The organism is Pseudomonas sp. B21-010, from assembly GCF_024749325.1.
Taxonomy (GTDB): Bacteria; Pseudomonadota; Gammaproteobacteria; order Pseudomonadales; family Pseudomonadaceae; genus Aquipseudomonas; species Aquipseudomonas kilonensis.
Genome location: NZ_CP087198.1, coordinates 621,362 through 647,500, shown reverse-complemented (window position 1 = coordinate 647,500; position 26,139 = coordinate 621,362). Strand labels below are relative to the sequence as shown.

The following is a 26,139-nucleotide window of genomic DNA, read 5'->3' as shown; positions in this document are numbered from 1 at the left end:
AAAATACTCGGTCATTATGAAGAACGCTCGGCCACGCCGGCGCTTGAAAGGGCCTATCATCCGTGAATATGCGCGCCGACTCCAGCGCGAAAGTATCGATCTGCGGCATTTAATCGCAGACCGAGCCCTCTACTACGCCTAATTGAGGTTTTCGACGAGCAGCGCATCGACTCGCTGAAAACCCCTTGGAAGCTTGTTGCCGCGCCGACCACGTTCACCCTTGTAATGCTCAAGATCGTCCGCTTTCAACGAAAGCGTGCGCTTGCCTGCCTGCAGCACAAGCGTGGCGCCTTCCGGCAACACTGCAATATCCGTGACATATTCCTCACGGCTGGCGACCCGTTCGCCGGAAATACCAATAATCTTGTTGCCCTTGCCTTTACCCAGCTGTGGCAGGTCGCTGATCTTGAACACCAGTAACCGGCCTTCAGTGGTGACCGAGGCCAGCCAGTTGTTCTCCCGATCAGCCACCGGCCGTGGCGCAATCACCTTGGCGTTGTTCGGCAGGCTCAACAACGCCTTGCCCGCCTTGTTCTTGGCTTGCAGATCCTCACCCTTGACCACGAACCCGTAACCCGCGTCCGATGCAATTACGTACAGTCCATCATCATCTGGCATCAGCACGCATTCAAAAGTTGCACCCGGCGGCGGCGTTAAACGACCGGTCAGCGGTTCGCCCTGGCCACGAGCCGACGGCAGGGTGTGGGCTGGCACCGAATAGCTGCGCCCGCTGGAGTCGACGAACACCGCAAACTGGTTGGAACGCCCGGCCGCCAAGGCCTTGAAGCCGTCCCCGGCCTTGTAGGAAAGCCCCGTCGCGTCAATATCATGACCTTTGGCGGAGCGTACCCAACCTTTTTCTGACAGCACGACGGTGACTTTCTCGTTCGGCAACAGATCGTGTTCGGTCAGCGCCTTGGCTTCGGCACGCTCGACGATTGGCGAGCGACGGTCGTCGCCGTAGGTCTCGGCGTCCTTGAGCAGTTCGGTACGCACCAACTTCTTGAGCTTGGCTTCGCTGCCCAGCAGGGCTTGCAGCTTGGCCTGCTCCTTGAGCAGTTCATCCTGTTCGGCGCGCAACTTCATCTCTTCCAACCGCGCCAACTGCCGCAGGCGGGTGTCGAGGATGTAGTCGGCCTGGATTTCACTCAGGGCAAAACGGGCGATCAGGCTGGCCTTGGGGTGCTCCTCGGTGCGGATGATGTGGATCACTTCATCCAGGTTGAGGTAGGCAATCAGCAAACCGTCCAACAGGTGCAGGCGACGCTCGACCTTGTCCAGGCGGAATTGCAGGCGCCGGCGCACGGTCTTGACCCGGAACTCCAGCCACTCCACCAGCAATGCCCGCAGGTTCTTCAACTGCGGCTTGCCGTCCAGGCCGATGATGTTGATGTTGACCCGGTAGCTGGACTCCAGGTCGGTGCTGGCGAACAGGTGCTGCATCAGCGCGTCGTGGTCGACTCGGCTGTTGACCGGGATGATCACGATGCGGCACGGGTTTTCGTGGTCAGATTCGTCGCGCAAGTCAGCCACTTGCGGCGCTTTCGACGGTTTTGCCTGCATCATCGCGGCAATTTGTTCCAGGACCTTGGCCCCGGAAACCTGATGCGGCAGCGCCGTGACAATGATGTCGCCGTCTTCGATGTGGTACACGGCGCGCATGCGCACCGAACCGCGGCCGGTCTCGTAGATTTTCAGCAGGTCGGCGCGCGGCGTGATGATTTCCGCTTCGGTCGGATAGTCCGGGCCCTGGATGTGTTCGCAGAGCTGTTCCACCGTGGCTTTCGGCTCGTCCAGCAAGCGCACGCACGCCGTGGCCACTTCCCGCAGGTTGTGGGGCGGCACGTCGGTAGCCATGCCCACGGCGATGCCGGTGGTGCCATTGAGAAGGATATTCGGCAAACGTGCCGGCAAAACCAGGGGTTCGTCGAGAGTGCCGTCGAAGTTCGGCCCCCAGTCCGCGGTGCCCTGGCCCAGCTCGCTGAGCAGCACTTCGGAATAGCGCGACAACCGCGCCTCGGTGTAACGCATGGCCGCGAAGGACTTGGGATCGTCCGGCGCACCCCAGTTGCCCTGCCCGTCCACCAGCGTGTAGCGATAGCTGAATGGCTGGGCCATCAGCACCATGGCTTCATAGCAGGCCGAGTCGCCGTGGGGGTGGAACTTACCGAGCACGTCACCGACGGTACGCGCCGATTTCTTGTGCTTGGAATCCGCATCCAGCCCCAGCTCACTCATGGCATAGATGATCCGCCGCTGAACCGGCTTCAAACCGTCGCCGATGTGCGGCAAGGCGCGGTCCATGATCACGTACATGGAGTAATTGAGGTAGGCATTTTCGGTGAAGTCAGCCAGCGATCGGCGTTCTACGCCGTCTAAGCTGTCTGCAAGAATGTCGCTCATGCGGGCCTCATCAGTTCGTTGTCTGGCGCAGCAGCATGGTGCCGTCGCGCTGGGTAAATTCAAGTTTGTTCAGGGCGCTCATGCCCAGCAGCACTTGCGTGCCACCCAGGCCTGGCGCCACCAGGGCACGGACATCGCGCAATACGATGTCACCCAATTGCAGCCGGTCGATGCGGGTGCGATAGCCCTCGCTCAAACCGTTGGCGGTACTCAATGTCACGCCGAAACCTTTTTCCAGCTTGAGGCGCTCGGCCAACTCCACCGGAATCGCCACGTCGGTGGCGCCCGTGTCGAGCATGAAATCCACCGGTTGGCCGTTGATCTGGCCGCTGGCGACGAAATGCCCCTGCCTATTGCCGACCAACTTCACCTCGATAAACCCTTCGCCTTTTTGCGAATACACCTGGGCATTGGGGTTTTGCTCGCGCTGTTCCCATTGGGCAAAAAACCGCGTTGCCAGGAACAGCGCCGCGCACCAGGCCAATATCATCAACACCCGACCAGCACGCTTGCCCGGCGGCTGACTCATGGCGAGGCGCCCCAGCCACCGTCCGGCGCGGCGAAGCGCCAGATGATCGGTCGCGTTTCGCCGTCGGCGCGGGCACCGTCGTTGTTGTCCAGGCCGATCCAGGCGCCCTCGGCGTCCACGACCAGCGCTTCGGCCAGCCCATAATCCTGGGAATAACGTCGACTGTCCTGCAATGCCTCGGCGGCGAACGACCAGCACCGCTCCACTTGGGCGGTCTGCGGGTCACGCCGACAGATCTGAAAGGCGTTGCGTTCCAGGGTAAACAGCTTGCCATTGAACAATGACAGATCAGCGAAGTCCCGCGAAACCGCCTTGGCCTTGGGGAACTGCGCCGGCTGCATCTCCAGCCCCGCTTCGCTCAGCAGCACGCAATTACCCTCGCAGTCCCACACCGTTTGCTGGCGCTTGACCAACAAAAGACCGCGACGCTCACGCTCGGCCGCCAACCACAGTTGGTCACCGGCCGGGTTGACCGCCAAGCCTTCGAACAACGCATTGAAATGCAGCAACATGCCACTGGCGCGGGCCTGGCGGATCATTGTTGGTGCGATTTTCAACCAGGACGCCGGCCCCGCAGGCGGTACCTGCAACACGGCGGCTTGGGACTCGCTGACCACATAGCGATTGCCAGCGCTGTCGCAGCTGATGCCTTCGAAATCCAGCTCGCCACCGCGCAGGAACGACGCTGCCCAGGTTCGGGACTTCAAGCCCCAGGGCAAACCACTGTCCGGTACCTCGGGCACCTCGATTTCAACCACTTCGGCTTGCCAGACCGGCGCATCGACGGGCTTGAGGCGGTAGATCCGGTCATCGTCGCGATCGGATACCGTCCACATTTCGCTGCCGCACAGCGCCAGCCCCGACAGATTGCCGCCGCGCATGCCATCGACAGCATGCTCGGACAGCAACTTCAGTTCCGGTGCAGGCCCTGCGACCACAACCCCCGCCCACAGCAACAACGCCAGGGCGAAACCGTTGCGCATCAGGCCAGCACCTCGGCCAGGTCCCCTTTGGATTCGAGCCAGGACTTGCGATCGCCGGCACGTTTTTTCGCCAGCAGCATGTCCATCATTTCCGAGGTCGCTTCGAAATCATCCAGGGTCAACTGCACCAGGCGGCGGGTGTTCGGGTCCATGGTGGTTTCACGCAGTTGCGGCGGGTTCATCTCGCCCAGGCCCTTGAATCGAGTGACCTGCGGCTTGCCGCGTTTTTTCTCGGCCACCAGGCGATCGAGAATGCCGTCGCGCTCGGCTTCGTCCAGGGCGTAGTAGATTTCCTTGCCCAGGTCGATGCGGTACAGGGGCGGCATCGCCACATAGACGTGACCGGCGTCCACCAGCGGGCGGAAATGCTGGACGAACAAGGCGCAGAGCAACGTGGCGATGTGCAGGCCGTCGGAGTCGGCGTCGGCGAGGATGCAGATCTTGCCGTAGCGCAGCTGGCTCATGTCGGCGGCGCCTGGATCGACACCGATGGCCACGGCGATGTTGTGCACTTCCTGGCTGGCCAGCACTTCGCTGCCGTCCACTTCCCAGGTGTTGAGGATCTTGCCCCGCAGCGGCAGGATCGCCTGGAACTCCTTGTCCCGCGCCTGCTTGGCCGAGCCACCGGCGGAGTCACCTTCCACCAGGAACAGCTCGGAACGCATCGGGTCCTGCCCGGCGCAATCGGCGAGCTTGCCCGGCAATGCCGGCCCCTGGGTGATGCGCTTGCGCTCGACTTTCTTGCTGGCCTTGAGACGACGGCCGGCGTTGTTGATCGCCAGCTCTGCCAGCGCCAAGCCGGTTTCCGGGTTGGCGTTGAGCCACAGGCTGAACGCATCCTTGACCACCCCGGAGACAAACGCCGCCGCTTCGCGGGACGACAGGCGCTCCTTGGTCTGGCCGGAGAACTGCGGTTCCTGCATTTTCATCGACAGTACGAAGGCGATGCGTTCCCAGACGTCTTCCGGCGCCAGCTTCACGCCACGGGGCAACAGGTTGCGGAACTCGCAGAATTCGCGCATCGCGTCGAGCAAACCCTGGCGCAAGCCGTTGACGTGGGTACCGCCCTGGGCCGTGGGGATCAGGTTGACGTAGCTTTCCTGGACGCTTTCGCCGCCTTCGGGCAGCCACAACAGCGCCCAGTCCACGGCTTCCTTGTTACCGGCCAGGCTGCCGCAGAACGGCTCGTTGGGCAGGCGCTCGAAATCGTTGACCGCGTCCACCAGGTAAGAACGCAGGCCGTCTTCGTAATGCCATTCGACTTTCTCGCCGGTGGCCTTGTCCTCGAAACTGACCAGCAACCCCGGGCACAACACGGCCTTGGCCTTGAGCACGTGCTTGAGGCGGCTGACGGAAAACTTCGGTGAATCGAAATACTTCGGATCCGGGGCGAAATACACGCTGGTCCCGGTGTTGCGCTTGCCGACGGTGCCGACCACTTCCAGCTCGGTGGCCTTGTAGCCGTCGGCGAAGGTCATCTGGTATTCGTTGCCGTCACGCTTGACCCGCACCCGCACCTGGGTCGACAAGGCGTTGACCACGGAAATACCCACCCCGTGCAGACCGCCGGAGAACTGGTAGTTCTTGTTGGAAAACTTGCCGCCGGCGTGGAGCTTGGTGAGGATCAGCTCGACGCCCGACACACCCTCTTCAGGGTGAATGTCCACCGGCATGCCGCGGCCATCATCGCTGACTTCCAGCGAGTGATCGGCGTGCAGGATGACCTGCACCGAACGAGCGTGCCCGGCCAAGGCTTCGTCGACACTGTTGTCGATGACTTCCTGGGCGAGGTGGTTCGGCCGACTGGTGTCGGTGTACATGCCGGGGCGCTTGCGCACCGGGTCGAGGCCCGAGAGGACTTCGATGGCGTCTGCGTTATAAGAGCTAGCGCTGGGAGTGGCCATGGGGTCTCGTCGTCAGTGTTCAATGAAAAGGGGCGATGGGCTCACAGCGACGTGAAGTCGATCGCCTGGTACAAATCGGCGCCAATGCCGGCAAAACTCAACAGCGCCGGCAACTGCAGGGCAAACCCTTGGAAACTGTGGTCGCCGCCGGCCTGGATGCGCAAGGCACAGGCGCGGTAATACTGCTGGGCGTGGCGATAATCCAGCGTTTCGTCACCGGTTTGCAACCATACCTGAAACCGCTGCGGATCCCGGGGCGCCGGCACTTGCAGTTCGGCCAGGGCCGTGACGTGGTCGTGGGTCAATTCCCAGGTTTCGTCGGTGTACAAATTCTTCTGCGTGCCCAGGTAACCGTCGAACATCCGATGCGGGCTGACGGCAGGGTTGATCAACAGGGCCTTGAGGCCGTGGCGCTCGGCCAAGTGAGTCGCATAGTAGCCGCCGAGCGAGCTGCCGACCAGCAGCGGGCGCCCCAGTTCTGTAATCGCCTGTTCCAACTGACCGATGGCCTGGCGGGGGTGGTGATGCAAGGCGGGCACCTGTAACTGGTCGCTCAGGCCCAGGCGCGTCATCACTTGCGTCAACTGGCTGGCCTTGGTCGACGCCGGGGCGCTGTTGAGGCCATGGATATAAAGGATCGAACCCGACATTGCCGACTCCCTGGGTGTTGGGCAAAAGCCGGAGTTTACAGGGAGATTGCGGTGGTTGGGGGGGATTTGACCGTGTTGTTGCCTCCTATGACCCGTCGTTCACAACACCTGTGGGAGCAAAGCTTGCTCGCGAGGCGGCCTTGTAGCCGACCTGTTTCTCCCGGTTGTACTTCGATCAAACTGTGGGAGCGAGCCTGCTCGCGATGACGGCCTGACAGCCGGCCTGGTTCTCCCAGTCGTACTCCTATCCCATTGTGGGAGCGAGCTTGCTCGCGATGGCGGTCTGATTGAGTACATATCCATTTCTGCGGTAACGGCGGCTTAGGGTTCCGCCCTGACGGCGGCTCACTTTTGAGAAGCGCAAAAGTAAGCAAAACGCTCCTGCCCCACCACTTGGTGCCTCGCCTAGGCTCGGCATGCCCTCACTCCGGCATTGCTCCGTGGGCCCGCCGCGAAGGGCCATCCATGGCCCAGCGCGGCTAACCCGGCATCCATGCCGGGTTGCCCACTCCACAATGCCTGCGTTCGGCCAGCGTGGTTAACGGGGCGTCCGAGATCAACGTCCACCGCGAGGCGGCCTAGTAGCCGACCTGGCTCTCCCGGTCGTACACCCGTCAGACTTGTTTGAGCAGGACCTGTGGGAGCAAAGCTTGCTCGCGAGGCGGCCTGACAGCCGACCTGGCTCTCCCGGTCGTACTCAGATCCCATTGTGGGAGCGAGCTTGCTCGCTTCTGCGCGCGGTGTGGTCAGGGTTGTGTATTGACGTTGTCCAGCATCCGATTCGCCAATAAAGCGCCCAGCTCAATCAGTTGCTGAATGCCAAGGGCAACATGGCGTCGCGAGCCTTTCAGGTCGAAGGCAAGGTCGCTGACCATGGCATCGGCTGAGGCCAAAGTTTCGCTGAGGTTGGCCAGCAGGCTTTCGGTGTCGACGCCGTCCACGACGGTGAACAGTTGACCTGAGGGCTTTTTCTTTTTGGCTTGAGGTTTGGGGTCGAGATAGTGGTCGATGGCGCGCTTGGCGGCTTCATCGAGTATCGGGGGAATCTGGCTGGCTTCGGGAGAAATGGAATCTTTTTTTGTTGGCCCAGAGTTATCTTCAGACATGTTGGCGCTCCACTAGGATTGAAATAACGCCTTTCTACTTTCGGGTTTCCAGGCCCGGCCGCTGAATTTGCAGCGACGGGAAAAGACTAGCGACAGCCCTTCCCACCCGGCAACCGCCAGAGCTCGTCGGAAAAATCTGCTGCAGCCCGGAGGATTGTCCGACCATTCCCACAATCCTGGTCGGCTGTCAGGCCGTCATCGCGAGCAAGCTCGCTCCCACACAGGTTTTGGGTCGTTTATAAGATCAGTGTCCACCGCCGATCCCTGTGGGAGCCGAGCTTGCTCGCGATAGCGGTGGGTCTGCTTGCATCAGTATTGGATGTGTCGCCGTCTTCGCGAGCAGGCTCGCTCCCACAATTGGATTGGGGTACGACCGGAAGAGCCAGGTCGGCTGTTAGGCCGCCTCGCGGTGGACGTTGATCTCGGCGCCCCGTTAACCACGATGGCCGAACGCAGGTATTGCGTAGTGGGCAACCCGGCATGGATGCCGGGTTAGCCGCGCTGGGCCATGGATGGCCCTTCGCGGCGGCCCACGGAGCAATGCCTTCGTTCGGGCATGCCGAGCCTAGGCGAGGCACCGAGTGGTGGGGCAGGAGCGTTTTGCTTACTTTTGACTGGGCCGGCTCCCGGGCTTCTCAAAAGTGAGCCGCTGTAAGAGCGGAACCCTAAGTGGCCGTTACCGCAGAAATGGATATGTACTCAATCAGACCGCCATCGCGAGCAAGCTCGCTCCCATAATTGGAGAACCAGGTCGGCTATAAGGCCGCCTCGCGAGCAAGCTTTGCTCCCACAGGTCCTGCTCAAACAGATCTGATGGGTGTACGACCGGAAGAGCCAGGTCGGCTACTAGGCCGCCTCGGCGTGGACGTTGATCTCGGGCGCCCCGTTAACCACGATGGCCGAACGCAGGCATTGCGCAGTGGGCATCCCGGCATGGATGCCGGGTTAGCCGCGCTGGGCCATGGATGGCCCTTCGCGGCGGGCCCACGGAGCAATGCCGGAGTGAGGGCACACCGAGCCTGAGCGAGGTGCCGAGTGGTGGGGCAGAAGCGTTTTGGTTACTTTTGCGCTTTTCAAAAGTGACCCGCCGTCAGGGCGGAACCCTAAGCGGCCGTTACCGCAGCAATGGATATGTACTCAGTCAGGCCGCCATCGCGAGCAAGCTTTGCTCCCACAGATCTGAAAGATGTACAACCGGGAGAGACAGGCCGGCTGTCAGGCCGCCTCGTCCTCAGTACCCGTTGGAGCCATAGTCGGGGGTAAACGCAAACCCAACCACCCGCTCGACCCCCGTCTCCAACCGCCCATCCGGCAAAAGCCGCAACCACCGATACCCCGGCGCCTGCGAGCCCACCGCAAAATCCTCACTCCCCGGCTCAAACTGAATACAGGTCGAAGGCGAAGCCAATAAACGAACCCCCTCGCGCACCCGGTCAACCTCCTGATGCACATGCCCCCACAACACCGCCCGAACCTGAGGAAACCGATCCAACACCGCAAACAGCGCCTCAGGATTACGCAACCCAATCGGCTCCATCCACGCACACCCAATCGACACCGGATGATGATGCAGGCACACCAAGTGATGCCGCTCCGGCGCCTCGCTCAAGGCATTGGCCAACAGAATCAACTGCTCCTCGGCCAAAAAACCCGGCACCGAACCAGGCACCGCGGAGTCCAGCATCGTCACGCGCCAGTTGCCAATGTCCACCACCGGATCGAGCAACGCACTCTTGACCGTCGCCTTGAGCATCACCTGCGGCTCATCATGGTTACCCGGAATCCACCGCGCCGGCGCATCGATTCGCGCAGTCAATTGCCGAAACGCCGCGTAGGATTCCAACGTGCCGTCCTGGGACAAATCCCCCGTGGCAAGCATCAGGTCAATGTCCGGCTGCTGCTTGAGCACCAAGTCAATGACCGCCCGCAAACTGTCACGGGTATTCATGCCCAGCAACGAGGCATCGGCCTCGGCGAACAAATGGCTGTCAGACAGTTGGACCAGCAACGCCGCATCGGCAGTGGTCAAGCTGGATACGCTCGGCAAATCGCTCTCTCCCAGGCGCAGTCACGCCGTTGCATGAAGCCGCAATTATGCTGGGGGATGATCGAAAGAGGAAACCCGCGAACCGGAACCGGTTCACAACTACCGAACGACTTCGAACTCATGGCCCAGCGCCAGGCAATGACTCAGCCACTCGCCCAGGAACAGGTTCAACTGGGCTTTTTCATCCGGCTGGTGCATTGACGCATTGGGGTAAGGATAGATGCCGCGAAAGCGTCGTGCATGTTCGGCGCTGACGACTTCGGCCATGCGCGCATCGTGATAGACCTGGACCTCCAGCTGCGGCACCGGCAGCCAGGGCAGGCTGTGCTCCTGGCGCACTTGCAGCGTGGTGGTGTAGGGGCAGGTCTGCAGCACTTCCAGCGCCAACACACCCAGCATCTGGTCGCCGTGGGTCACGGCGATACGCCGCGGCGCCGGATCGTTGCGCATGTCCGGCAACAAGCGCATCAGGCGAGCGTAGTTGGCCTCGCAGGCGGCCTGCAACCCCACCAGATCGACGCGATAGCGATCGCGCAGCTTGTTCAGGACCATAGCCCCCTCACTTCATCGCGATTCAAGGCCAGCCATTGCAAGGCAATGATGCTGGCCGCGTTGCAGATACGCCCGTCGCGCACGGCTTGCAAGGCATCTTCGAAAGCCCAGACCTTCACACGAATGTCTTCGGCTTCTTCCTCCAAGCCATGCAGGCCACCGGCCCCCACGCTGTCGCAACGCCCCAGGTACAAATGCACGAATTCATCGCTGCCGCCCGGCGATGGAAAATATTTGGTCATCGGCCAAAGCGCAGCGAAGGCAAGCCCAGCTTCCTCCTGCGCTTCACGATGAGCAACTTCTTCCGGTTGTTCGTCCTTGTCGATCAGGCCGGCCACCAATTCCACCAGCCAAGGGTTGGCGCCCTTGTCCATGGCACCGACGCGAAACTGCTCGATCAACACCACTTCATCGCGCTGCGGGTCGTAGGGCAACACGCACACCGCGTCATGGCGCACGAACAATTCACGGCTGATTTCGCGGCTCATGCCACCGGCAAACAATTCGTGACGCAAGTGCACACGGTCGAGTTTGTAGAAACCCTGGAAGCAGCTCTCGCGCTTGACGATGTCCACGGTGCTCGGTGCGGCGTTGGCGAAATCGGTCATGACAATCCTCGTGTGCAATGGATCAATACGAGGTTCCAACCTCGGCTTCGCGCCATCCTAACGCGCCCGTACCCTTTGATGCAGCCCCTTTCCACTCATCGGGATGGACGGCAGAAGGTGAAAGAACTCTAATGAGCTTAGTGGCGAACTGATTGTCCTGCTGGCAGTCGAAGCGGGTAACTTTTCGCCTTTCCCTGTTTCATGAAGGACGCCCATGTCGCTTTTCAAAACTGCCTCCGTGGCCGCCATTGCCCTGACCCTGGGCGCTTGCCAAAGCCTGTTCCAACCCAATTACCGCGCACCGCTGGAAACCACCCGCGACGCGTCGGAACAACTGCAACAAGGTTGCGCCAGTGCCGACTGCCCGTTGGTGAACATCGATACCCTGCACTTTCCCTCCGAGCCGGCCCTGGACGGCATCGTCGAAAAACGCCTGCTGCAAATGACCCGCACCGCCCCGGACGCCCCGGCGGCGCCGACGCTTGCCGCCTATCGCGAGCAGTTCCTGCGCAACGCCGCGCCCCGCAACAGCAGCTATTTGCAGGCCAAGGTACGTGAGCAACATGACGGCCTGGTGATCATCGAATTGTCCAGCTACCTGGACACCGGCGGCGCCCACGGCACGCCGGGCCGCGGCTTCATCAACTATTCGCGCCAGGAACACAAGGTGCTGACCTTGTCGGACATGCTGCTACCGGGCCAGGAAGAAGCATTCTGGAAAGCTGCCCAGGTCGCCCACAACAGTTGGCTGATCAGCACCAAGCTGGATCAGGAACCCGAGTTCCTGAAACAGTGGTCCTTCCAGAAAACCCCACACGTGGCGCTGACCTACGGCGGGGTGATCCTCAAGTACGAAGTAAGCACCATCGCGCCATACGCCTTGGGCCACATCGAATTGAAGATCGCTTACCCACGCCTCAATGGCATCCTCAAGCCCGAGCTGTTCCCCGGCCGTAGCTGAAAGCCCGACCCAGCAACAGTTGCAGCAACCCTGCCAGAATCAGCGACGGCAGGGTTGCGCCGATGTCCGGATAGAAGTTGGCCAGCAAGTGATAAGTGCTCACCCCGCCCAACCAGGCCAACAGGGCCGGCCAGCGCAACGCGGCTGATACCACTTGGCTGCTGCGTTTGCGCAGGATGAAGTGGTCCACCAGCACCACGCCGAACAGCGGTGCGAACACCGAGCCGATCAGCAACAGGAAGTTCTGGTATTGCGCCAACGGCGCGAAGCAGGCGATCAAGGTGCAGATGACGCCAATCGCCAAGGCCAAGTGCTCGACCTTCAGCCCCGACAGCATGCCCGTCGACACCGCCGCCGAGTGAATGTCGGCGAAGGCGTTTTCCGACTCATCCAGCAGAATCAGCAGCAGCGGAATGCCCAACCCGGCGCCAGCCAGGGCCAGCAGCAACGCGTTGACTTCACCGCTCGGCGCGAACGCCAGGGTGTAGGCCACGCCCAGGCTCATCAGCCAGACGTTACCGATGAAGAACCCCACGGCAGTACCGCCGAAGACATTCTTGGCGCGCTTGCCGAAACGCGAGTAGTCGGCGATCAGCGGCAGCCAGGACAGCGGCATCGCAATGGCGATATCAAAGCCCACCGCCAGCGGCATCGAGCCGTCGCCCGCCTCGGCCCACAGCGCAACCAGATCAGCCTTGGCGAACAGGTTCCAGGTCAGCCAGATACACGCCGCCAGCAGCAGCCAGATGCCCCACTTGCGCAGGACCTTGCGCACGAACGTCAACGGCCCGCTGACCGCGAGCAGGGTCGCCAGGGCGCCGAAGAACAGCGTCCACAGCAGAGGGTTGGAGCCCAGGCTGCCTTCGCTGAAGGCCCGGGCACCGAGCAGGCTGGCGGCATCACGCATGACGATGATTTCGAACGAGCCCCAGCCAATCAGCTGCAGCAGGTTCAACACCGCCGGCACGCTCGCGCCCTTGCCGCCGAGGCTGAGCTTGAGGGCGGCCATGGCCGACAGGCCGGTGTCGCTGCCGATCACCCCGACGGCCGCCAGCAGCAGGACGCCCACCAGCGTGCCGAGGAAAATCGCCAGCAACGAACCACTCAAGCCCAGGCCCGGCGCGAGCAAGGCGCCGACCTGCAAGACCATCAGGCCGATGCCCAGGGAGAACCACAGGGAAAACAGATCGCGAGCGCCGAAGACGCGCTTGTCCAGGGGGACGGCGGTGTCTGGGGAGTAGGTGCTGGGTTGGATGTTCAAGGGTTGTTGTCTCAGAGGGATATTTGTTGTTTTTTTGGCCGCTATCGCGAGCAAGCTCGCTCCCACAGAGGGCCTGCTGCGTACACAAATCTTGTGAACAACAGAAACCCACTGTGGGAGCGAGCTTGCTCGCGATGAGGGCAGTGAAAACACCGCCCCCTTCAGCTCAAATCAGACTTTCTTGTAAAGCTGACTACCTTCCTTCTTGAACCGCTCAGCCTGCTCCGCCAAGCCCTGGGCGACATCGACATCCACCGCTTCAATGCGTTGGTTGGCCGCGTACTCGCGCACTTCCTGGGTGATTTTCATCGAGCAGAATTTCGGCCCGCACATCGAGCAGAAATGCGCCACCTTGGCCGAGTCCTTCGGCAGGGTTTCGTCGTGGTACGAGCGGGCGGTATCCGGGTCCAGGCCGAGGTTGAACTGGTCTTCCCAGCGGAACTCGAAACGCGCCTTGCTCAAGGCGTTGTCACGGATCTGCGCGCCCGGGTGGCCCTTGGCAAGGTCGGCTGCGTGCGCGGCGATCTTGTAGGTGATGATCCCGGTCTTCACGTCATCCTTGTTCGGCAAGCCCAGGTGTTCCTTCGGCGTGACGTAGCAGAGCATGGCGCAACCGAACCAGCCGATCATCGCCGCGCCGATGCCGGAGGTGATGTGGTCGTAGCCCGGCGCGATGTCGGTCGTCAGCGGGCCGAGGGTGTAGAACGGCGCCTCGTCGCAGCACTCGAGCTGCTTGTCCATGTTCTCTTTGATCAGTTGCATCGGCACGTGGCCGGGGCCTTCGATCATGCATTGCACATCGTGCTTCCAGGCGATCTTGGTCAGCTCGCCGAGGGTTTCCAGCTCACCGAACTGCGCTTCGTCGTTGGCGTCGGCAATCGAGCCCGGACGCAGGCCATCACCCAGCGAGAAGCTGACGTCGTAGGCCTTCATGATTTCGCAGATGTCTTCGAAGTGGGTGTAGAGGAAGTTCTCTTTGTGGTGCGCCAGGCACCACTTGGCCATGATCGAACCGCCACGGCTGACGATACCGGTGACGCGCTTGGCGGTCATCGGCACATAGCGCAGCAACACGCCGGCGTGGATGGTGAAGTAGTCGACGCCCTGCTCGGCCTGTTCGATCAGCGTGTCGCGGAACAGCTCCCAGGTCAGGTCTTCAGCCACGCCGCCGACTTTTTCCAGGGCCTGGTAGATCGGCACGGTGCCAATCGGCACTGGCGAGTTGCGGATGATCCACTCACGGGTTTCATGGATGTGCTTGCCGGTGGACAGGTCCATGACCGTGTCCGAACCCCAGCGGATGCCCCAGGTCAGCTTCGCCACTTCTTCTTCGATGGACGAACCCAGCGCACTGTTGCCGATGTTGCCGTTGATCTTCACCAGGAAGTTACGGCCGATGATCATCGGTTCCAGTTCGGTGTGGTTGATGTTGGCCGGGATGATCGCGCGACCACGGGCGATTTCGTCACGCACGAATTCCGGGGTGATGACTTTCGGCACGCTGGCGCCGAAGCTGTGGCCGGCGTGCTGCTGGTCCAGCAGGCCAGCGGCGCGGGCGACTTCCAGCTTCATGTTTTCGCGGATGGCGACGTATTCCATCTCGGCGGTGATGATGCCTTTGCGCGCGTAGTGCATCTGGCTGACGTTGGCACCCGGCTTGGCGCGACGCGGGTTGTTCACGTGGGCGAAACGCAGCTTGGTCAGCTCGGGATCAGCCAGGCGTTCCTGGCCGAAGTTGGAGCTCAGGCCGGCAAGACGCTCGGTGTCGCCACGGGCTTCGATCCACGAAGAGCGCACGTCGGCCAGGCCTTTGCGCACGTCGATGATCACGTTCGGGTCGGTGTAGGGGCCCGAGGTGTCGTACACCACAACCGGCGCGTTGATTTCGCCGCCGAAGTCGGTGGGGGTCACGTCGAGGCTGATTTCGCGCATGGGCACGCGGATATCCGGGCGGCTGCCCTGGACATAGATTTTTTGCGAGCGGGTAAAGGGCTGAACCGATTGCTGATCGACCTGGGCCGATTCACTTAGGTTGGTCGCGTTTTTTGATTTTGTCGTCATCACGGGCTCTCCAGACACACATCCAGGCAGTGGATTTTTGTCGGAGCGAACCTGTAACGAATGGACGCGCCCCTGCACGAAAGTGCGGACGCTGTGCTTGCTGCTCGAGCATGCTCGAAAATCGAAAGTCGATGGTCGAACAACATCCCGGACGAAGCACAAGAGGACTCGCCGGGTGACGAGAAATCTTGTTCCCTACGCAGGCGCTAACCTGATCAGGTTCAACGGGATCCGAAATTATTCGATCTCAGCCTCATAGCAAGGCACCCCGACAAGAACCCGGCCAGTCTAGACACAACCACGAGAGAACGCCATCGCCAGGGCAAAAGGCGTGATGAATGGCGCATATACAGGATTGTTGCCGTGCCCAGGCGCAACTACACTCGCTACGCCGCGCGCCACTTAAGCGCACTCTCATTGTGAACTAGGGATAGCCTCATGCTGCGCAAACTTTCACTGGCCTTGGCCGTGTCTTGTGCGTCCAACGCAATGGCATGGGCCGCCGAAGCGCCCTTGACCAACAAAACCGATCTGGTGAGCGTGTATCAGGAAGCGGTGGACAACAACGCCGACCTGGCCGCTGCCCGCGCCCAGTATGGCGCCCAGAAGGAAGTGGTGCCCCAGGCTCGCGCCGGGTTGTTGCCGAACCTGTCCGGCGGTGCGGAAGTCGCCAATGTGCGCACCGACATCGACCAGCCTTCCGCGGTCGCCAACCGCAGCGCCCGCTCCTACCAGGCCACGCTGTCCCAGCCCTTGTTCCGTGCCGATCGCTGGTTCCAGTTCCAGGCCGCCAAGTCGGTGAATGAACAGGCCTCGCTGCAACTGTCGGCTACCGAGCAGAACATGATCCTGCAAAGCGCCGAGAGTTACTTCAACGTGCTGCGCAGCCAGGACAACCTCGCCTCGACCAAAGCCGAGGAAGCCGCGTTCAAGCGCCAACTCGACCAGTCCAACGAACGTTTTGACGTAGGCTTGTCGGACAAGACCGATGTGCTGCAATCCCAGGCCAGCTACGACACCGCACGGGCCAACCGGATCCTCGCCCAGCGCCAGGTCGACGATGCCTTCGAGGCGTTGATCACCCTGACCAACCGCCAGTACAACTCGCTCCAGGGCATCGTCCACACCCTGCCGATCCTGCCGCCGACGCCGAACGACGCCAAGGCCTGGGTCGACACCGCCGCCAAGCAGAACCTCAACCTGCTGGCCAGCAACTACGCCGTCGATGCCGCCGAAGACACTTTACGCCAACGCAAGGCCGGTCACGCGCCGACCCTGGACGCCGTGGCGAAATACGAAAAAGGCGACAACGACGCCCTGGGTTTCAGCAATCCGAACGCCTTTGGTCGCACCTACAGCGGCGACGTCGATCAGCGCACGCTGGCCTTGCAACTGAACATTCCGATTTTCAGTGGCGGGCTGACCAGCTCCCAGGTGCGCGAATCCTACTCGCAACTCACCCAGACAGAGCAGCAACGCGAAGCCCTGCGCCGGCAGGTGGTGGAAAACACCCGCAACCTGCACCGCGCAGTGAACACCGACGTGGAGCAGGTCCAGGCCCGGCGTCAGTCGATCATCTCCAACCAGAGCGCGGTGGAGGCCACGGAAATCGGTTACCAGGTGGGCACCCGCAACATCGTCGATGTGCTCGACGCCCAGCGCCAGCTGTACACCTCGGTGCGCAACTACAACAACGCCCGCTACGACTACATCCTCGACAACCTGCGTCTCAAGCAGGCGGCCGGGACGTTGAGCCCGGCGGATCTGCAGGACTTGTCGCGCTACCTCAAGCCCGACTACAACCCGGACCGCGACTTCCTGCCGCCGGACCTGGCCCAGGCGGCAGCGGCGCAATTGCGCTCACGGCCGGCGCAGTAGGAGCTGTCGAGTGCAACGAGGCTGCGATCTTTTCCCAGACACTTGAATCCCAAGCGAAAGATCAAAAGATCGCAGCCTTCGGCAGCTCCTACGGGCCAGGCCAGCGATTAGCCTCCGGCTAGCAACCGCCCCAACCCATCCAGCAAGCGCTGCAACGCGCCCTGGTTGGTGCGCATCACCGCAAGCCCCGCCTCGGCCATGCGCTGGGCATCGCGGGGCAGTTCGAACAGGCGCTGCACTGCCAGGGCCAGGCTTTCGGCATCGTCCACTTCCGCCAGCGCACCGGCAGCGCGCAGTTGCGCGGCGATTTCGAGGAAGTTGAACAAATGCGGCCCGCTGAGCACCGGTTTCGCCAGCGCCGCCGGCTCGAGCAGGTTGTGTCCACCGTTGGGCACCAGGCTACCACCGACGAACGCGCTGTCGGCCAACGCGTAGAGAAACAGCAGTTCACCCATGGTATCGCCGAGCAACACCGACGTCTGGGCGGTGACCGGTTGTGCGCTGGAGCGCCGGGCCGTGGCAAAGCCTTCGCTTTCGCACAACTGGTGTACTGAATCGAAACGCTCAGGATGACGCGGCACCAGGATCAGCAACGCATCGGGATAACTGTCTAGCAAGCGACAGTGGGCGGCCAGCACCACTTCGTCCTCACCTTCATGGGTACTGGCGGCGATCCACACCGGGCGCTCGGTTGCCTGCCACTGACGACGCAAGGCGCTGGCGTCTTCGAGCAGTTGCGGGGCGATGGTCAGGTCGAACTTGATGGAGCCGGTGACTTCGACGGTTTCCGCCCGCGCGCCCAACTGGCGAAAACGCTCGGCTTCGGCTTCGGTCTGCACGGCGAACAGGCTCATCTCGGCGAGCATCGGCCGGGTGAGCTTGGGAAAACGCCCATAGCCCCGCGCCGAACGCTCCGAGAGCCGTGCGTTGGCCAGGGCCACGGGAATGCCGCGCCTGGCGCATTGGTGAATGTGGTTGGGCCACAGCTCGGTTTCCATGATCACCGCCAGGGACGGCCGGACCCGGTCGAGAAAACGCTTGGCGGCGCAAGGCAAGTCGTAAGGCAAATAGCAATGCTGGATGCGCGGCTCGTTGGCGAACAACGCCTGGATCCGCTCCGAACCGGTGGGCGTCATGCACGTGACGGTGATCGGCAGCTGTGGATAACGTTGCAGCAAGGCGCGGATCATTGGCGCGGCGGCGATGCTCTCGCCCACCGACACCGCGTGGACCCAGATGCCCCCCGGCGCCATGACCGGCAACCCCCAGGAGAACCGCTCGCCAATGCGCCGGGCATAAGCCGGCGCCTTGCGGGCCCGTAACCACAGCCGAATCGCTACCAGTGGCAGCCCCAGGTAAAACAACGCGCTATAGAGAGTTCTGTTCATGGCGGCGGAGTTTATCGGTTTTTCAGCCAATCGCCTGCAACTGCACGGCAAAACGTTCCGCCAGCCAACGCGCGGCCGGGCCCAGGGGTTCATCGCGGCGCCAGACCAGTTCCACCACCAGGGCCGGCGGGGTCCATTCGCTGCTGAGCTCGACCATGTCGCCCAGGTAGGCCGGGTACTGCACCACATGCCGAGGCAACCAGGCCCAGCCCAGGCCACTCCTCAGCCATTCGGCCAACACATAGAAACTGTCGGCCCGCCAGACCTGCGGGCTGGCCTGTTCACTGCCGGGATAGACACTGGACTGGGTGGCCATCAACAACTGGCGGTGCCGGGCCATTTCCCGGCAGGTCACATAATCATGGTTCGCCAGTGGATGGCCCCTGCCGCACACCGTCACCATCTCGACGCTGCCCAGCACCCGGCGCTCCAGCGCCTCAGGGATCTGGTCGTGATAGAACAGCAAGCCGAGGTCAGCGCGGCGCTCCACCAGTTTGCGCGCCACATCGCCTTGGGCGGCGCTGGCCAGTTGCACTTCGAGGGTGGGAAATTGCTCGGCCAGGGCCGCCAGGCTGTCGATGACCGGTTGATAGGGCATGGCTTCGTCCTGGGCCAGGCGCAGCGACGCTTCCTGCCCGCGCATCAGGGCCAGGGCCCGGCCATTGAGGCGCTCGCACTGGCGCAGCACTTCCCGGGCCTCTTCGAGCAGGGCTTCGCCCGCGTCGGTGAGCCTGGGCTGACGGCCGCTGCTGCGCTCGAACAAGCTCACACCCAAATCCGTCTCCAACAACGCAATTGCACTGCTGATGGCCGATTGGGCCTTGCGCTGATCCCGGGCCACAGCCGAAAACGAACGTTTCTCGGCGACCCCGACAAACAGCCGCAGTTGCTCCAGGTTCCACTGCACGTTCATGGCTCAACCTATCTTGATTCCAGATAGGTAATGACTTTACCGCATCTGACCCATCTCTAGAATGGCCCCATCGAAAGACGCAACCGTCGAAGAGGAACCGCCCATGAACGCCTACTACTACCTGGCCATCGCCATCTGTGCCGAAGTCATCGCCACCGTTTCGATGAAAGCGATCAAGGGCCTGAGCACGCCTCTGCCTTTGCTGCTGGTCATCGTCGGCTACGGCACCGCGTTCTGGATGCTGACGCTGGTGGTGCGCACCGTACCGGTGGGCGTGGCTTATGCGGTCTGGGCCGGGCTGGGGATCGTCATGGTCAGTGTCGCGGCGTTGTTCATCTATGGGCAGAAACTGGACGTGCCGGCGATGCTGGGGATGGCGTTGATTGTGCTTGGGGTTGTCGTGATCCAACTCTTTTCCAAGACTGCTGGCCACTGAAAACACGGATTAAAAGGACTGAAAACACATGTTCGGCAAGGGGAAGTCTGTGGGAGCAAGGCTTGCCCGCGATGAAAACGACGCGGCCTCTCTGGAACCGAGGCGCCCGTATCGCGAGCAAGCTTTGCTCCCACAGGTTGACCGCCAACAAATTCCCTCTGCATTGAGTCTGTATACTGCGCCCTCGTCTTGAACACTGAGGTCGCTCATGCCATCCGTTATTTCCACCGACATTCTGATTGTCGGCGCAGGCGTCGCCGGCCTCTGGCTGAATGCACGCCTGCGTCGCCAGGGTTTTTCGACCGTGCTGGTGGAAAGCGCCAGCCTCGGCGGCGGGCAGAGCGTCAAATCCCAGGGCATCATCCATGGCGGCGCCAAGTACGCCTTGCATGGCGCCCTGAGCGGTGCCTCGGAAGCCATCGCCGACATGCCGCGTCGCTGGCGCGAAGCCCTGAAAGGTGAAGGTGAGCTGGACCTGTCCGGCGTACGCATGCTGTCCGACGCCCATTACCTCTGGTCCCCCGGCACCCTGGCCGGCAACCTCACCAGTTTCTTTGCCAGCAAGGCCGTGCGCGGGCGGGTCGACCAGGTCAAGGGCGACCAGTTGCCGCCGGCCCTGCAAGACAAGCGCTTCAAGGGCAAGGTCTATCGCCTGGCCGAGCTGGTGGTGGACGTGCCGAGCGTGATCGCGCGCCTGGCGGAACTGGCCGGCGACAGCTTGCTGGCCGGGCAGCACATCGAACCGCTGCGCGAAGGGGGCGAGCTGATCGGACTCAAGGTCGATGGCCGCGAGATTCGCGCCCAGCGTATTGTCCTCAGCGCCGGGGGCGGCACCGCCGACCTGCTCAACGCCTTGGGCCTGGACCAACCAGCCATGCAGCGCCGACCGTTGCACATGGTCCTGGTCAAGGGCCCCAGCCTCAAGCCGCTCTACGCCCATTGCCTGGGCGGCGGACCGAAGCCGCGCGTCACCGTGACCACTCATCCGGCGGCCAATGGCCAATGGGTCTGGTACGTGGGTGGCGATCTGGCCGAAGGCGATGGCGTGACCCGCGAGCCTGCCGCGCAGATCGCCGCCGCCCAGAAAGAACTCGGCCAATTGTTGCCTTGGATTGACCTGAGCACCGCGCAATGGGCCACGCTGCGGGTTGACCGCGCCGAACCGTTGCAGTCGGGCCTGACCCGCCCGGATAACGCCTTCCTCGCCGAACAGGATCGCTTGCTGGTGGGCTGGCCGACCAAACTGGCCCTGGCCCCGGACTTCGCCGATCGGGTGGTCAACGCCCTGCAACGCGATGGCATCCAGCCAAGCCACCCGGCCCCACTGCCGGACCTGCCGAAGCCGCCGATGGGCGTCCCTGCCTGGGAGCAACTGCTGCCATGAGCCAACCGACCCTGCATGACCTCTATCGCCCCCTGGGCCATGACGGCCCGCGGGTCTCCCCCCTGGGCCTGGGTACCGTCAAGCTCGGTCGCGACCAAGGCGTCAAATACCCCAACGGCTTTCAGATCCCCGATGACGACGAAGCGCGCATGTTGCTCAAACTGGCGCGCGACCTGGGTATCAACCTGATCGACACCGCGCCGGCCTATGGCCGCAGCGAAGAGCGCCTCGGCCCGCTGCTGCGCGGCCAACGCCAGGACTGGGTGATTGTCAGCAAGGTCGGCGAAGAGTTCAGCGACGGCCAGTCACGCCACGACTTCAGCGCCGCCCATACCCGGTTCTCGGTGGAACGCAGCCTCAAGCGCCTGGAAACCGACTATATCGACCTGGTCCTGGTACATTCGGATGGCAACGACCTGGCGATCCTCAACGACAGCGAGGTCTACCCGACCCTGGCGGCGCTCAAGCGCGAGGGCAAGATCGGCGGCTTCGGTTTTTCCGGCAAGACCGTCGACGGTGGCTTGAAAGCCTTGGAACAAGGCGATTGTGCGATGGTCACCTACAATCTGAACGAACGAAACGAAAAGGCTGTCATTGACTACGCCAACGAACACGGCAAGGCGATCCTGGTGAAAAAGGCCCTGGCCAGCGGCCACGTCTGCCTGAGCCCCGGGGTAGACCCGGTTCGCGCCAGCTTCGAACTGTTGTTTGAGCATCCTGGGGTCGCCAGTGCTATTGTCGGCACCATCAATCCGCTGCACCTCGCCCATAACGTCGCGACCGTAGCCCAGGTCCTGCGTAAAAACTGACGCCGCCCTACGCGGCCTTAAGGAAGGAGCCGACATGCCGCGTACGCTCATCAGAAAGAATCCCAGCAACTTCAAGACCCTGCCCCTGTTCGTCGAAGCGACACCCGAAGGCCTGACTTACCAGAGCGTCGGGATGCCGCTGAATTTCGCCCAGACCTTGCAGCGCCGCCGCCCGGTAGCCGTGGCCGATGCCGAGCGCTTTTCCCTGGAGTTGGCAAACCTGGGCGTTTCTGTGCGCCTGACCCTGCATTGGCAGAACCGCGACTATTGGGTACTGGTGCGCCAGCGCCGGCAGGATCGCGGCGATGTGGTGCTCAAGCTGATTTCCGGCTACGTCCCGGCCCACGAGTTGAACCTGCCACTGCTTACCGCCATCAGCGAAATTGCCGAAGAATGCCTGCTGGAAACCCCGGAAGGCTGGCTTGGCGGGCGTTTCAACGACACCTGGCTGCCGGCCCCCTACGCCACCGCCCTGCATTACCGCGAAGCCTTGCCGTTTCGGCTGACTCCCCTGTCGGGCTCGGCCCGCCCGGTGCGCAGCGCCAACCTGCAACTGATCGAGCGACCACGGGCCTACGTGCACCTGCCGACGGCATCGCTGCAACTGATCTATGACTTGCGTTTGGATGTGCCCAAGGAAGCCAAGTCCCTGAGCCTGTTTCACGTCGATGAGCGTCTGGAAGGCGACCAGTTGGTCGCGCGCCTGGACCGCAAGCGGCCGGACCTGTACCTGATGCCGCTACAGGACGGCCAACCCATGCCCGAGCTGTATACCTTGAAAAAGGACCAGCTGTACCCGGCCAGCACCCGTGGGCTGTACCTGGCGGAGAGCTTTGCCAAGCAGGACGGCTGGCTGGTGCGAGACGAGCGGATTCGCTGGAAGGACTGGCTGCGCCAACAAGGGCTGACGCCACCGGGCAAGGAGTCAGGCCTGACCCGACTCAAGGGCAAGGCCCGGCAATTGCTCAAGAAGATCGTGCCGCGCAAGGCGGCTCGTTAGGACTGATGCCCCTTTTCTAGCTGGACAACAGCCCCCTGTGGGAGCGAGCTTGCTCGCGATGGCAGTGTATCAGTCAAATGAATACTGACTGATCCAACGCCATCGCGAGCAAGCTCGCTCCCACAACATCAGTTGTTGCGAATTTTTTCCACAATCGCCGTCGTCGAGCTGTTTTCCACCAGCCCCAACACCTTCACGGTGCCGCCGTAGGCGGTGACGATGTCCGCACCCACGACCTGGTCGATCCCGTAGTCCCCGCCCTTGACCAGCACATCCGGCTTGACCTGGCGCAGCAGGTTTTCCGGCGTACCCTCGCTGAAGCTGATCACCCAGTCCACCGCACCCAGGCCGGCCAGGACCGCCATGCGCCGGTCGACGCTGTTGATCGGACGACCTGGCCCTTTGAGACGGCTCACGGACGCATCGTCATTGACCGCGACGATCAGGCGGTCACCTTGCGCCCTGGCCTGCTCGAGGTAGGTCACATGGCCCGCGTGCAGAATGTCGAAGCAGCCGTTGGTGAAGACGATTCGTTCGTTGTGGGCACGGGCGTCGTCAACGGCCAGCAGTAGTTGCTCCAGGCCCAGAACGCCGCGCTCGGAGCCTTCCTCGCGCTGGATGGCGCGGCGCAGCTCGGGGGCGCTGATGGCCGCCGTGCCAAGCTTGCCGACGACAATGCCTGCCGCCAGGTTCGCCAGGGCGACCGCATGGGGCAATTCCTCGCCGGCAGCGATCGCCGCGGCCAGGGTGGAAATCACGGTGTCGCCGGCACCCGTCACGTCGAACACTTCCCGGGCACGGGCCGGCAGGTGCAACGCCGGGTGATCGGGGCGCAGCAGGGTCATGCCATGCTCGCCACGGGTCACCAGCAAGGCGCCAAGGTCGAGGTCTTGCATCAGCTGCGCGCCTTTGCTCACCAGTTCGTGTTCATCGACGCAACCGCCGACGATGGTTTCGAATTCGCTGAGGTTCGGCGTGATCAGGCTGGCGCCACGGTAAATGGAAAAATCCTTGCCCTTGGGATCGGCCAGGACCGGAATGCCACGGGCACGCGCGGCCTGGATCAGCGCCTGGTGGTTTTTCAACGCGCCTTTGCCGTAGTCCGACAACACCAGGACCTTGATGCCTTCGAGCAGGTTGTCGACCTCGGCACCGAGGGCCAGCGGATCGGTGGCGAAAGGTTCTTCGAAGTCGATGCGCAGCAGTTGTTGGTGACGGCTCATGACCCGCAGCTTGACGATGGTCGGCTGGTGCGCAATGCGTTGGAATATCGCACGTACGCCCGCGCCCTTGAGGCTGTTGGTCAGGCTGTCGGCAGCCTCGTCGTCGCCGGTCACGCCCACCAGGGAAGCCGGCGCGCCGAGGGCGGCGATGTTCAGGGCAACGTTGGCGGCACCACCGGGGCGATCCTCGATGTGCTCGACCTTGACCACCGGTACCGGCGCCTCAGGGGAAATCCGTGAGGTACCGCCATGCCAATAGCGGTCGAGCATGACATCGCCGACCACCAATACAGGGGCTTGATCGAATCGCGGCATGGACAACTTCATGGAGCATCCCACATACAAAATGAACAGGGCCGCGATATTAGCACAGGGTTGGCGAAGGCTTGTCCATGGCAGCAACGCGAAGCCAGGATGGGGACTCGATCAGATTTGCAGCAACGCCGATAGTCGCGCACAAGCCTGGGCCAGCTCCACCTCGCTGGTGTTGATCTCACAGTCCGGCGCAAGCGGCGCCTCGTAGGGACTGTCGAGCCCGGTGAAGTTCTTGATCCGCCCGGCACGGGCCTCGCGGTACAACCCCTTTGGATCACGCTGGGCACAGACGTCAAAAGGGGTACTCACATAAACCTCCACGAAGGTGCCCTCGGGGAACAGATGTCGGGCCGCTTCCCGGTCAGCGCGAAACGGTGAGATGGCCGCAACGATGACGATCAGGCCGGCATCGACCATCAAGCGCGCCACCTCGGCAATGCGGCGGATATTTTCCTTGCGGGCCTCGGCATCCATGCCCAGGCCCCGGCACAACCCCTGGCGCAGGTTGTCGCCATCGAGCAGGGCCGTGTGCAGGCCCATCTGGTTGAGCTGCACTTCCAGGGCATTGGCCAGCGTCGACTTGCCCGCCCCCGACAGCCCTGTCAGCCAGATGCAGCGGGGGCGCTGGGCTTTGATGGCGGCCCGATCCTCGGGCGTGAGCGCCTGGGCAAAAGGACGAATCTGCACCTGTTGCATCGATACCTTTGACGTTTCATTCATAACCAAGCATCTCGTAGTCACGTTGGTACACCCGCCGTACCAGCCGACGGGTCCGTACCGAGCAAATTTCCCTTACCGGCACCGCAGCGCGCTGCCGGGTGCGGTTCACATGGGGCAACGTCGCAGCCAGTCCCAGATGCTCGCACACCCGCTGATAGTCCCTGCCCAGGTATTCCTGATAACCGATGAAGTCCATCGCCAGGTGGCCGAGGGAATCGGTGAGGAAATCTGTCTGGGCAGCGAAATGCAATTGCCGGGTGATGTTCTCCGGGTGCAGCCAGCGCGCGACGAAATCATCGAAGTCGCGGTATTGGCCGACCAGTTTCTGAGCCGCATGATCGCGCGGCCCCAACGTGTTGCCCCGCAGGAAAGCATAGGCCGAATATGCACGTTCCAGCGGATCACGAACAAAGGCAAACTTGAAACTGGCGGCGTACTGCTGCGCGAACTGCTCTTCGTACCAATACAACGGCAGGTGGCCCGGGGTGTAGCCATCGAAAAGCCCCACGCAAATACTGCTACCGGCGCATTTGGGCACATGGATGAACAGGCAGCCGCGCTGGGCGAAAGCTTCGGGGAAACGGCAATTGGCCGACATCGATTTGTTCACGACCTGCCGATCGACAACCGACAGGCGCCCCAACAGAAAGGAGCGCTGCGATTTGGGCAGTAACTTCCACAGATAGCGTTGCAGCATGCACGTCCACGCGCGAGAGGGATGGCCCCCTCGATGACTGAAGTTGGTCCAGGAAAATCCTGTGGCCAGACCTTAGCAGTCACGGGTCGCAGATTTATTGTGGGTTGGTCAAGGCAGGTAAGGATTCCGATACAAACCTGTGGGAGCAAGCCTGCTCGCGATGGCATGGCACATTCAACATCACCGCCCCAGACACACCGCTATCGTCGGAACGCCGCCCGGAGCAAGCTCGCTCCCACATTGGCACTGAGGCGCGCACAACATCTGTGTCCGACGCCGGACCTGTGGGAGCGAGCTTGCTCGCGATGGCA

22 protein-coding genes and 1 riboswitch are annotated in these 26,139 nt (G+C 62.4%); of the genes, 6 read left to right on the top strand and 16 right to left on the bottom strand.

The features are described from left to right. Positions 1 to 138 precede the first annotated feature (138 nt). From parC to LOY50_RS02760, 9 genes are all read right to left on the bottom strand, one after another. Positions 139 to 2,403 carry a DNA topoisomerase IV subunit A gene (gene parC, locus LOY50_RS02800; protein ID WP_024618869.1) on the bottom strand — a complete coding sequence of 755 codons (2,265 nt, stop codon included), beginning with the start codon at positions 2,401 to 2,403 and terminating at the stop codon, positions 139 to 141. Positions 2,404 to 2,413: 10 nt separating this feature from the next. Next, positions 2,414 to 2,932 (bottom strand): TIGR02281 family clan AA aspartic protease, encoded by a 519-nt coding sequence (locus tag LOY50_RS02795; protein WP_253471227.1) that lies wholly within the window; start codon positions 2,930 to 2,932, stop codon positions 2,414 to 2,416. Beyond that, positions 2,929 to 3,915, bottom strand: a complete 987-nt coding sequence (locus tag LOY50_RS02790) for an esterase-like activity of phytase family protein (protein WP_253471226.1) — start codon at positions 3,913 to 3,915, stop codon at positions 2,929 to 2,931. Before LOY50_RS02790 ends, LOY50_RS02795 begins: the two co-directional genes overlap by 4 nt. Continuing rightward, the gene (parE, locus tag LOY50_RS02785; protein WP_003197177.1) at positions 3,915 to 5,819 is read right to left on the bottom strand and encodes a DNA topoisomerase IV subunit B; all 1,905 of its coding nucleotides are present in this window, start codon (positions 5,817 to 5,819) and stop codon (positions 3,915 to 3,917) included. Before parE ends, LOY50_RS02790 begins: the two co-directional genes overlap by 1 nt. A 41-nt stretch (positions 5,820 to 5,860) precedes the next feature. Next, complete coding sequence (locus LOY50_RS02780; protein ID WP_253471225.1) at positions 5,861 to 6,469, bottom strand: YqiA/YcfP family alpha/beta fold hydrolase; 609 nt, start codon at positions 6,467 to 6,469, stop codon at positions 5,861 to 5,863. Positions 6,470 to 7,215: 746 nt separating this feature from the next. After that, positions 7,216 to 7,575, bottom strand: a complete 360-nt coding sequence (locus tag LOY50_RS02775; RefSeq protein WP_018614138.1) for a DUF6124 family protein — start codon at positions 7,573 to 7,575, stop codon at positions 7,216 to 7,218. 1,231 nt (positions 7,576 to 8,806) lie between these two features. Continuing rightward, positions 8,807 to 9,622 (bottom strand): 3',5'-cyclic-AMP phosphodiesterase, encoded by an 816-nt coding sequence (gene cpdA / locus LOY50_RS02770; RefSeq protein WP_258690258.1) that lies wholly within the window; start codon positions 9,620 to 9,622, stop codon positions 8,807 to 8,809. A gap of 99 nt (positions 9,623 to 9,721) precedes the next feature. Further along, positions 9,722 to 10,174: a DUF1249 domain-containing protein gene (locus LOY50_RS02765; protein ID WP_003186471.1), complete on the bottom strand. Its 453-nt coding sequence runs from the start codon at positions 10,172 to 10,174 to the stop codon at positions 9,722 to 9,724. Continuing rightward, complete coding sequence (locus LOY50_RS02760) at positions 10,165 to 10,782, bottom strand: NUDIX domain-containing protein (protein ID WP_253471222.1); 618 nt, start codon at positions 10,780 to 10,782, stop codon at positions 10,165 to 10,167. The genes LOY50_RS02765 and LOY50_RS02760 overlap by 10 nt, the downstream gene beginning before the upstream one ends. A gap of 214 nt (positions 10,783 to 10,996) precedes the next feature. On the opposite strand from LOY50_RS02760, the gene LOY50_RS02755 reads away from it, so the two are divergent. Further along, positions 10,997 to 11,743 (top strand): DUF3298 domain-containing protein, encoded by a 747-nt coding sequence (locus tag LOY50_RS02755; protein ID WP_253471221.1) that lies wholly within the window; start codon positions 10,997 to 10,999, stop codon positions 11,741 to 11,743. Here the strand turns inward: LOY50_RS02755 and cytX are convergent. Both cytX and thiC read right to left on the bottom strand, forming a co-directional pair. Further along, complete coding sequence (gene cytX / locus LOY50_RS02750) at positions 11,712 to 13,004, bottom strand: putative hydroxymethylpyrimidine transporter CytX (protein ID WP_258690257.1); 1,293 nt, start codon at positions 13,002 to 13,004, stop codon at positions 11,712 to 11,714. The genes LOY50_RS02755 and cytX overlap by 32 nt on opposite strands. A gap of 171 nt (positions 13,005 to 13,175) precedes the next feature. Then, a complete protein-coding gene (gene thiC, locus LOY50_RS02745; protein WP_057448676.1) occupies positions 13,176 to 15,065 on the bottom strand; it encodes a phosphomethylpyrimidine synthase ThiC in 1,890 nt (629 codons plus the stop codon). 175 nt (positions 15,066 to 15,240) lie between these two features. Next, a riboswitch (TPP riboswitch) is annotated at positions 15,241 to 15,346 on the bottom strand. A 157-nt stretch (positions 15,347 to 15,503) separates the two neighbouring features. On the opposite strand from thiC, the gene LOY50_RS02740 reads away from it, so the two are divergent. Then, positions 15,504 to 16,943, top strand: coding sequence for a TolC family outer membrane protein (locus LOY50_RS02740; RefSeq protein ID WP_253471218.1), 1,440 nt, complete (start codon positions 15,504 to 15,506; stop codon positions 16,941 to 16,943). Positions 16,944 to 17,050: 107 nt separating this feature from the next. Here LOY50_RS02740 and waaA read toward each other — a convergent pair whose 3' ends face one another. Both waaA and LOY50_RS02730 read right to left on the bottom strand, forming a co-directional pair. After that, on the bottom strand, positions 17,051 to 18,331 hold the full coding sequence (gene waaA, locus LOY50_RS02735) for a lipid IV(A) 3-deoxy-D-manno-octulosonic acid transferase (RefSeq protein ID WP_258690256.1): 1,281 nt from the start codon (positions 18,329 to 18,331) through the stop codon (positions 17,051 to 17,053). Between the two features lie 22 nt (positions 18,332 to 18,353). Next, positions 18,354 to 19,244, bottom strand: coding sequence for a LysR family transcriptional regulator (locus LOY50_RS02730; RefSeq protein WP_258690255.1), 891 nt, complete (start codon positions 19,242 to 19,244; stop codon positions 18,354 to 18,356). A gap of 103 nt (positions 19,245 to 19,347) precedes the next feature. Between LOY50_RS02730 and LOY50_RS02725 the strand changes: the two genes are divergently transcribed. The 4 genes from LOY50_RS02725 (at position 19,348) to LOY50_RS02710 (ending at position 22,873) form a co-directional block, all read left to right on the top strand. Continuing rightward, on the top strand, positions 19,348 to 19,680 hold the full coding sequence (locus tag LOY50_RS02725) for a multidrug efflux SMR transporter (RefSeq protein WP_003197153.1): 333 nt from the start codon (positions 19,348 to 19,350) through the stop codon (positions 19,678 to 19,680). A gap of 208 nt (positions 19,681 to 19,888) precedes the next feature. Beyond that, positions 19,889 to 21,064, top strand: coding sequence for an FAD-binding oxidoreductase (locus tag LOY50_RS02720; RefSeq protein ID WP_253471215.1), 1,176 nt, complete (start codon positions 19,889 to 19,891; stop codon positions 21,062 to 21,064). Continuing rightward, the gene (locus LOY50_RS02715) at positions 21,061 to 21,873 is read left to right on the top strand and encodes an aldo/keto reductase (protein WP_253471214.1); all 813 of its coding nucleotides are present in this window, start codon (positions 21,061 to 21,063) and stop codon (positions 21,871 to 21,873) included. The genes LOY50_RS02720 and LOY50_RS02715 overlap by 4 nt, the downstream gene beginning before the upstream one ends. 34 nt (positions 21,874 to 21,907) lie before the next feature. Next, on the top strand, positions 21,908 to 22,873 hold the full coding sequence (locus LOY50_RS02710) for a metal ABC transporter ATPase (protein ID WP_214511478.1): 966 nt from the start codon (positions 21,908 to 21,910) through the stop codon (positions 22,871 to 22,873). Between the two features lie 128 nt (positions 22,874 to 23,001). On the opposite strand, the gene hldE is transcribed toward LOY50_RS02710, so the two are convergent. The 3 genes from hldE to LOY50_RS02695 all read right to left on the bottom strand — a co-directional run bounded on the left by hldE (position 23,002) and on the right by LOY50_RS02695 (position 25,828). After that, the gene (gene hldE / locus LOY50_RS02705; RefSeq protein WP_214511479.1) at positions 23,002 to 24,423 is read right to left on the bottom strand and encodes a bifunctional D-glycero-beta-D-manno-heptose-7-phosphate kinase/D-glycero-beta-D-manno-heptose 1-phosphate adenylyltransferase HldE; all 1,422 of its coding nucleotides are present in this window, start codon (positions 24,421 to 24,423) and stop codon (positions 23,002 to 23,004) included. Between the two features lie 99 nt (positions 24,424 to 24,522). Next, a complete protein-coding gene (gene cysC / locus LOY50_RS02700) occupies positions 24,523 to 25,131 on the bottom strand; it encodes an adenylyl-sulfate kinase (protein ID WP_253471213.1) in 609 nt (202 codons plus the stop codon). Then, positions 25,124 to 25,828, bottom strand: a complete 705-nt coding sequence (locus tag LOY50_RS02695; protein WP_253471212.1) for a sulfotransferase family 2 domain-containing protein — start codon at positions 25,826 to 25,828, stop codon at positions 25,124 to 25,126. Before LOY50_RS02695 ends, cysC begins: the two co-directional genes overlap by 8 nt. Positions 25,829 to 26,139 lie beyond the last annotated feature (311 nt).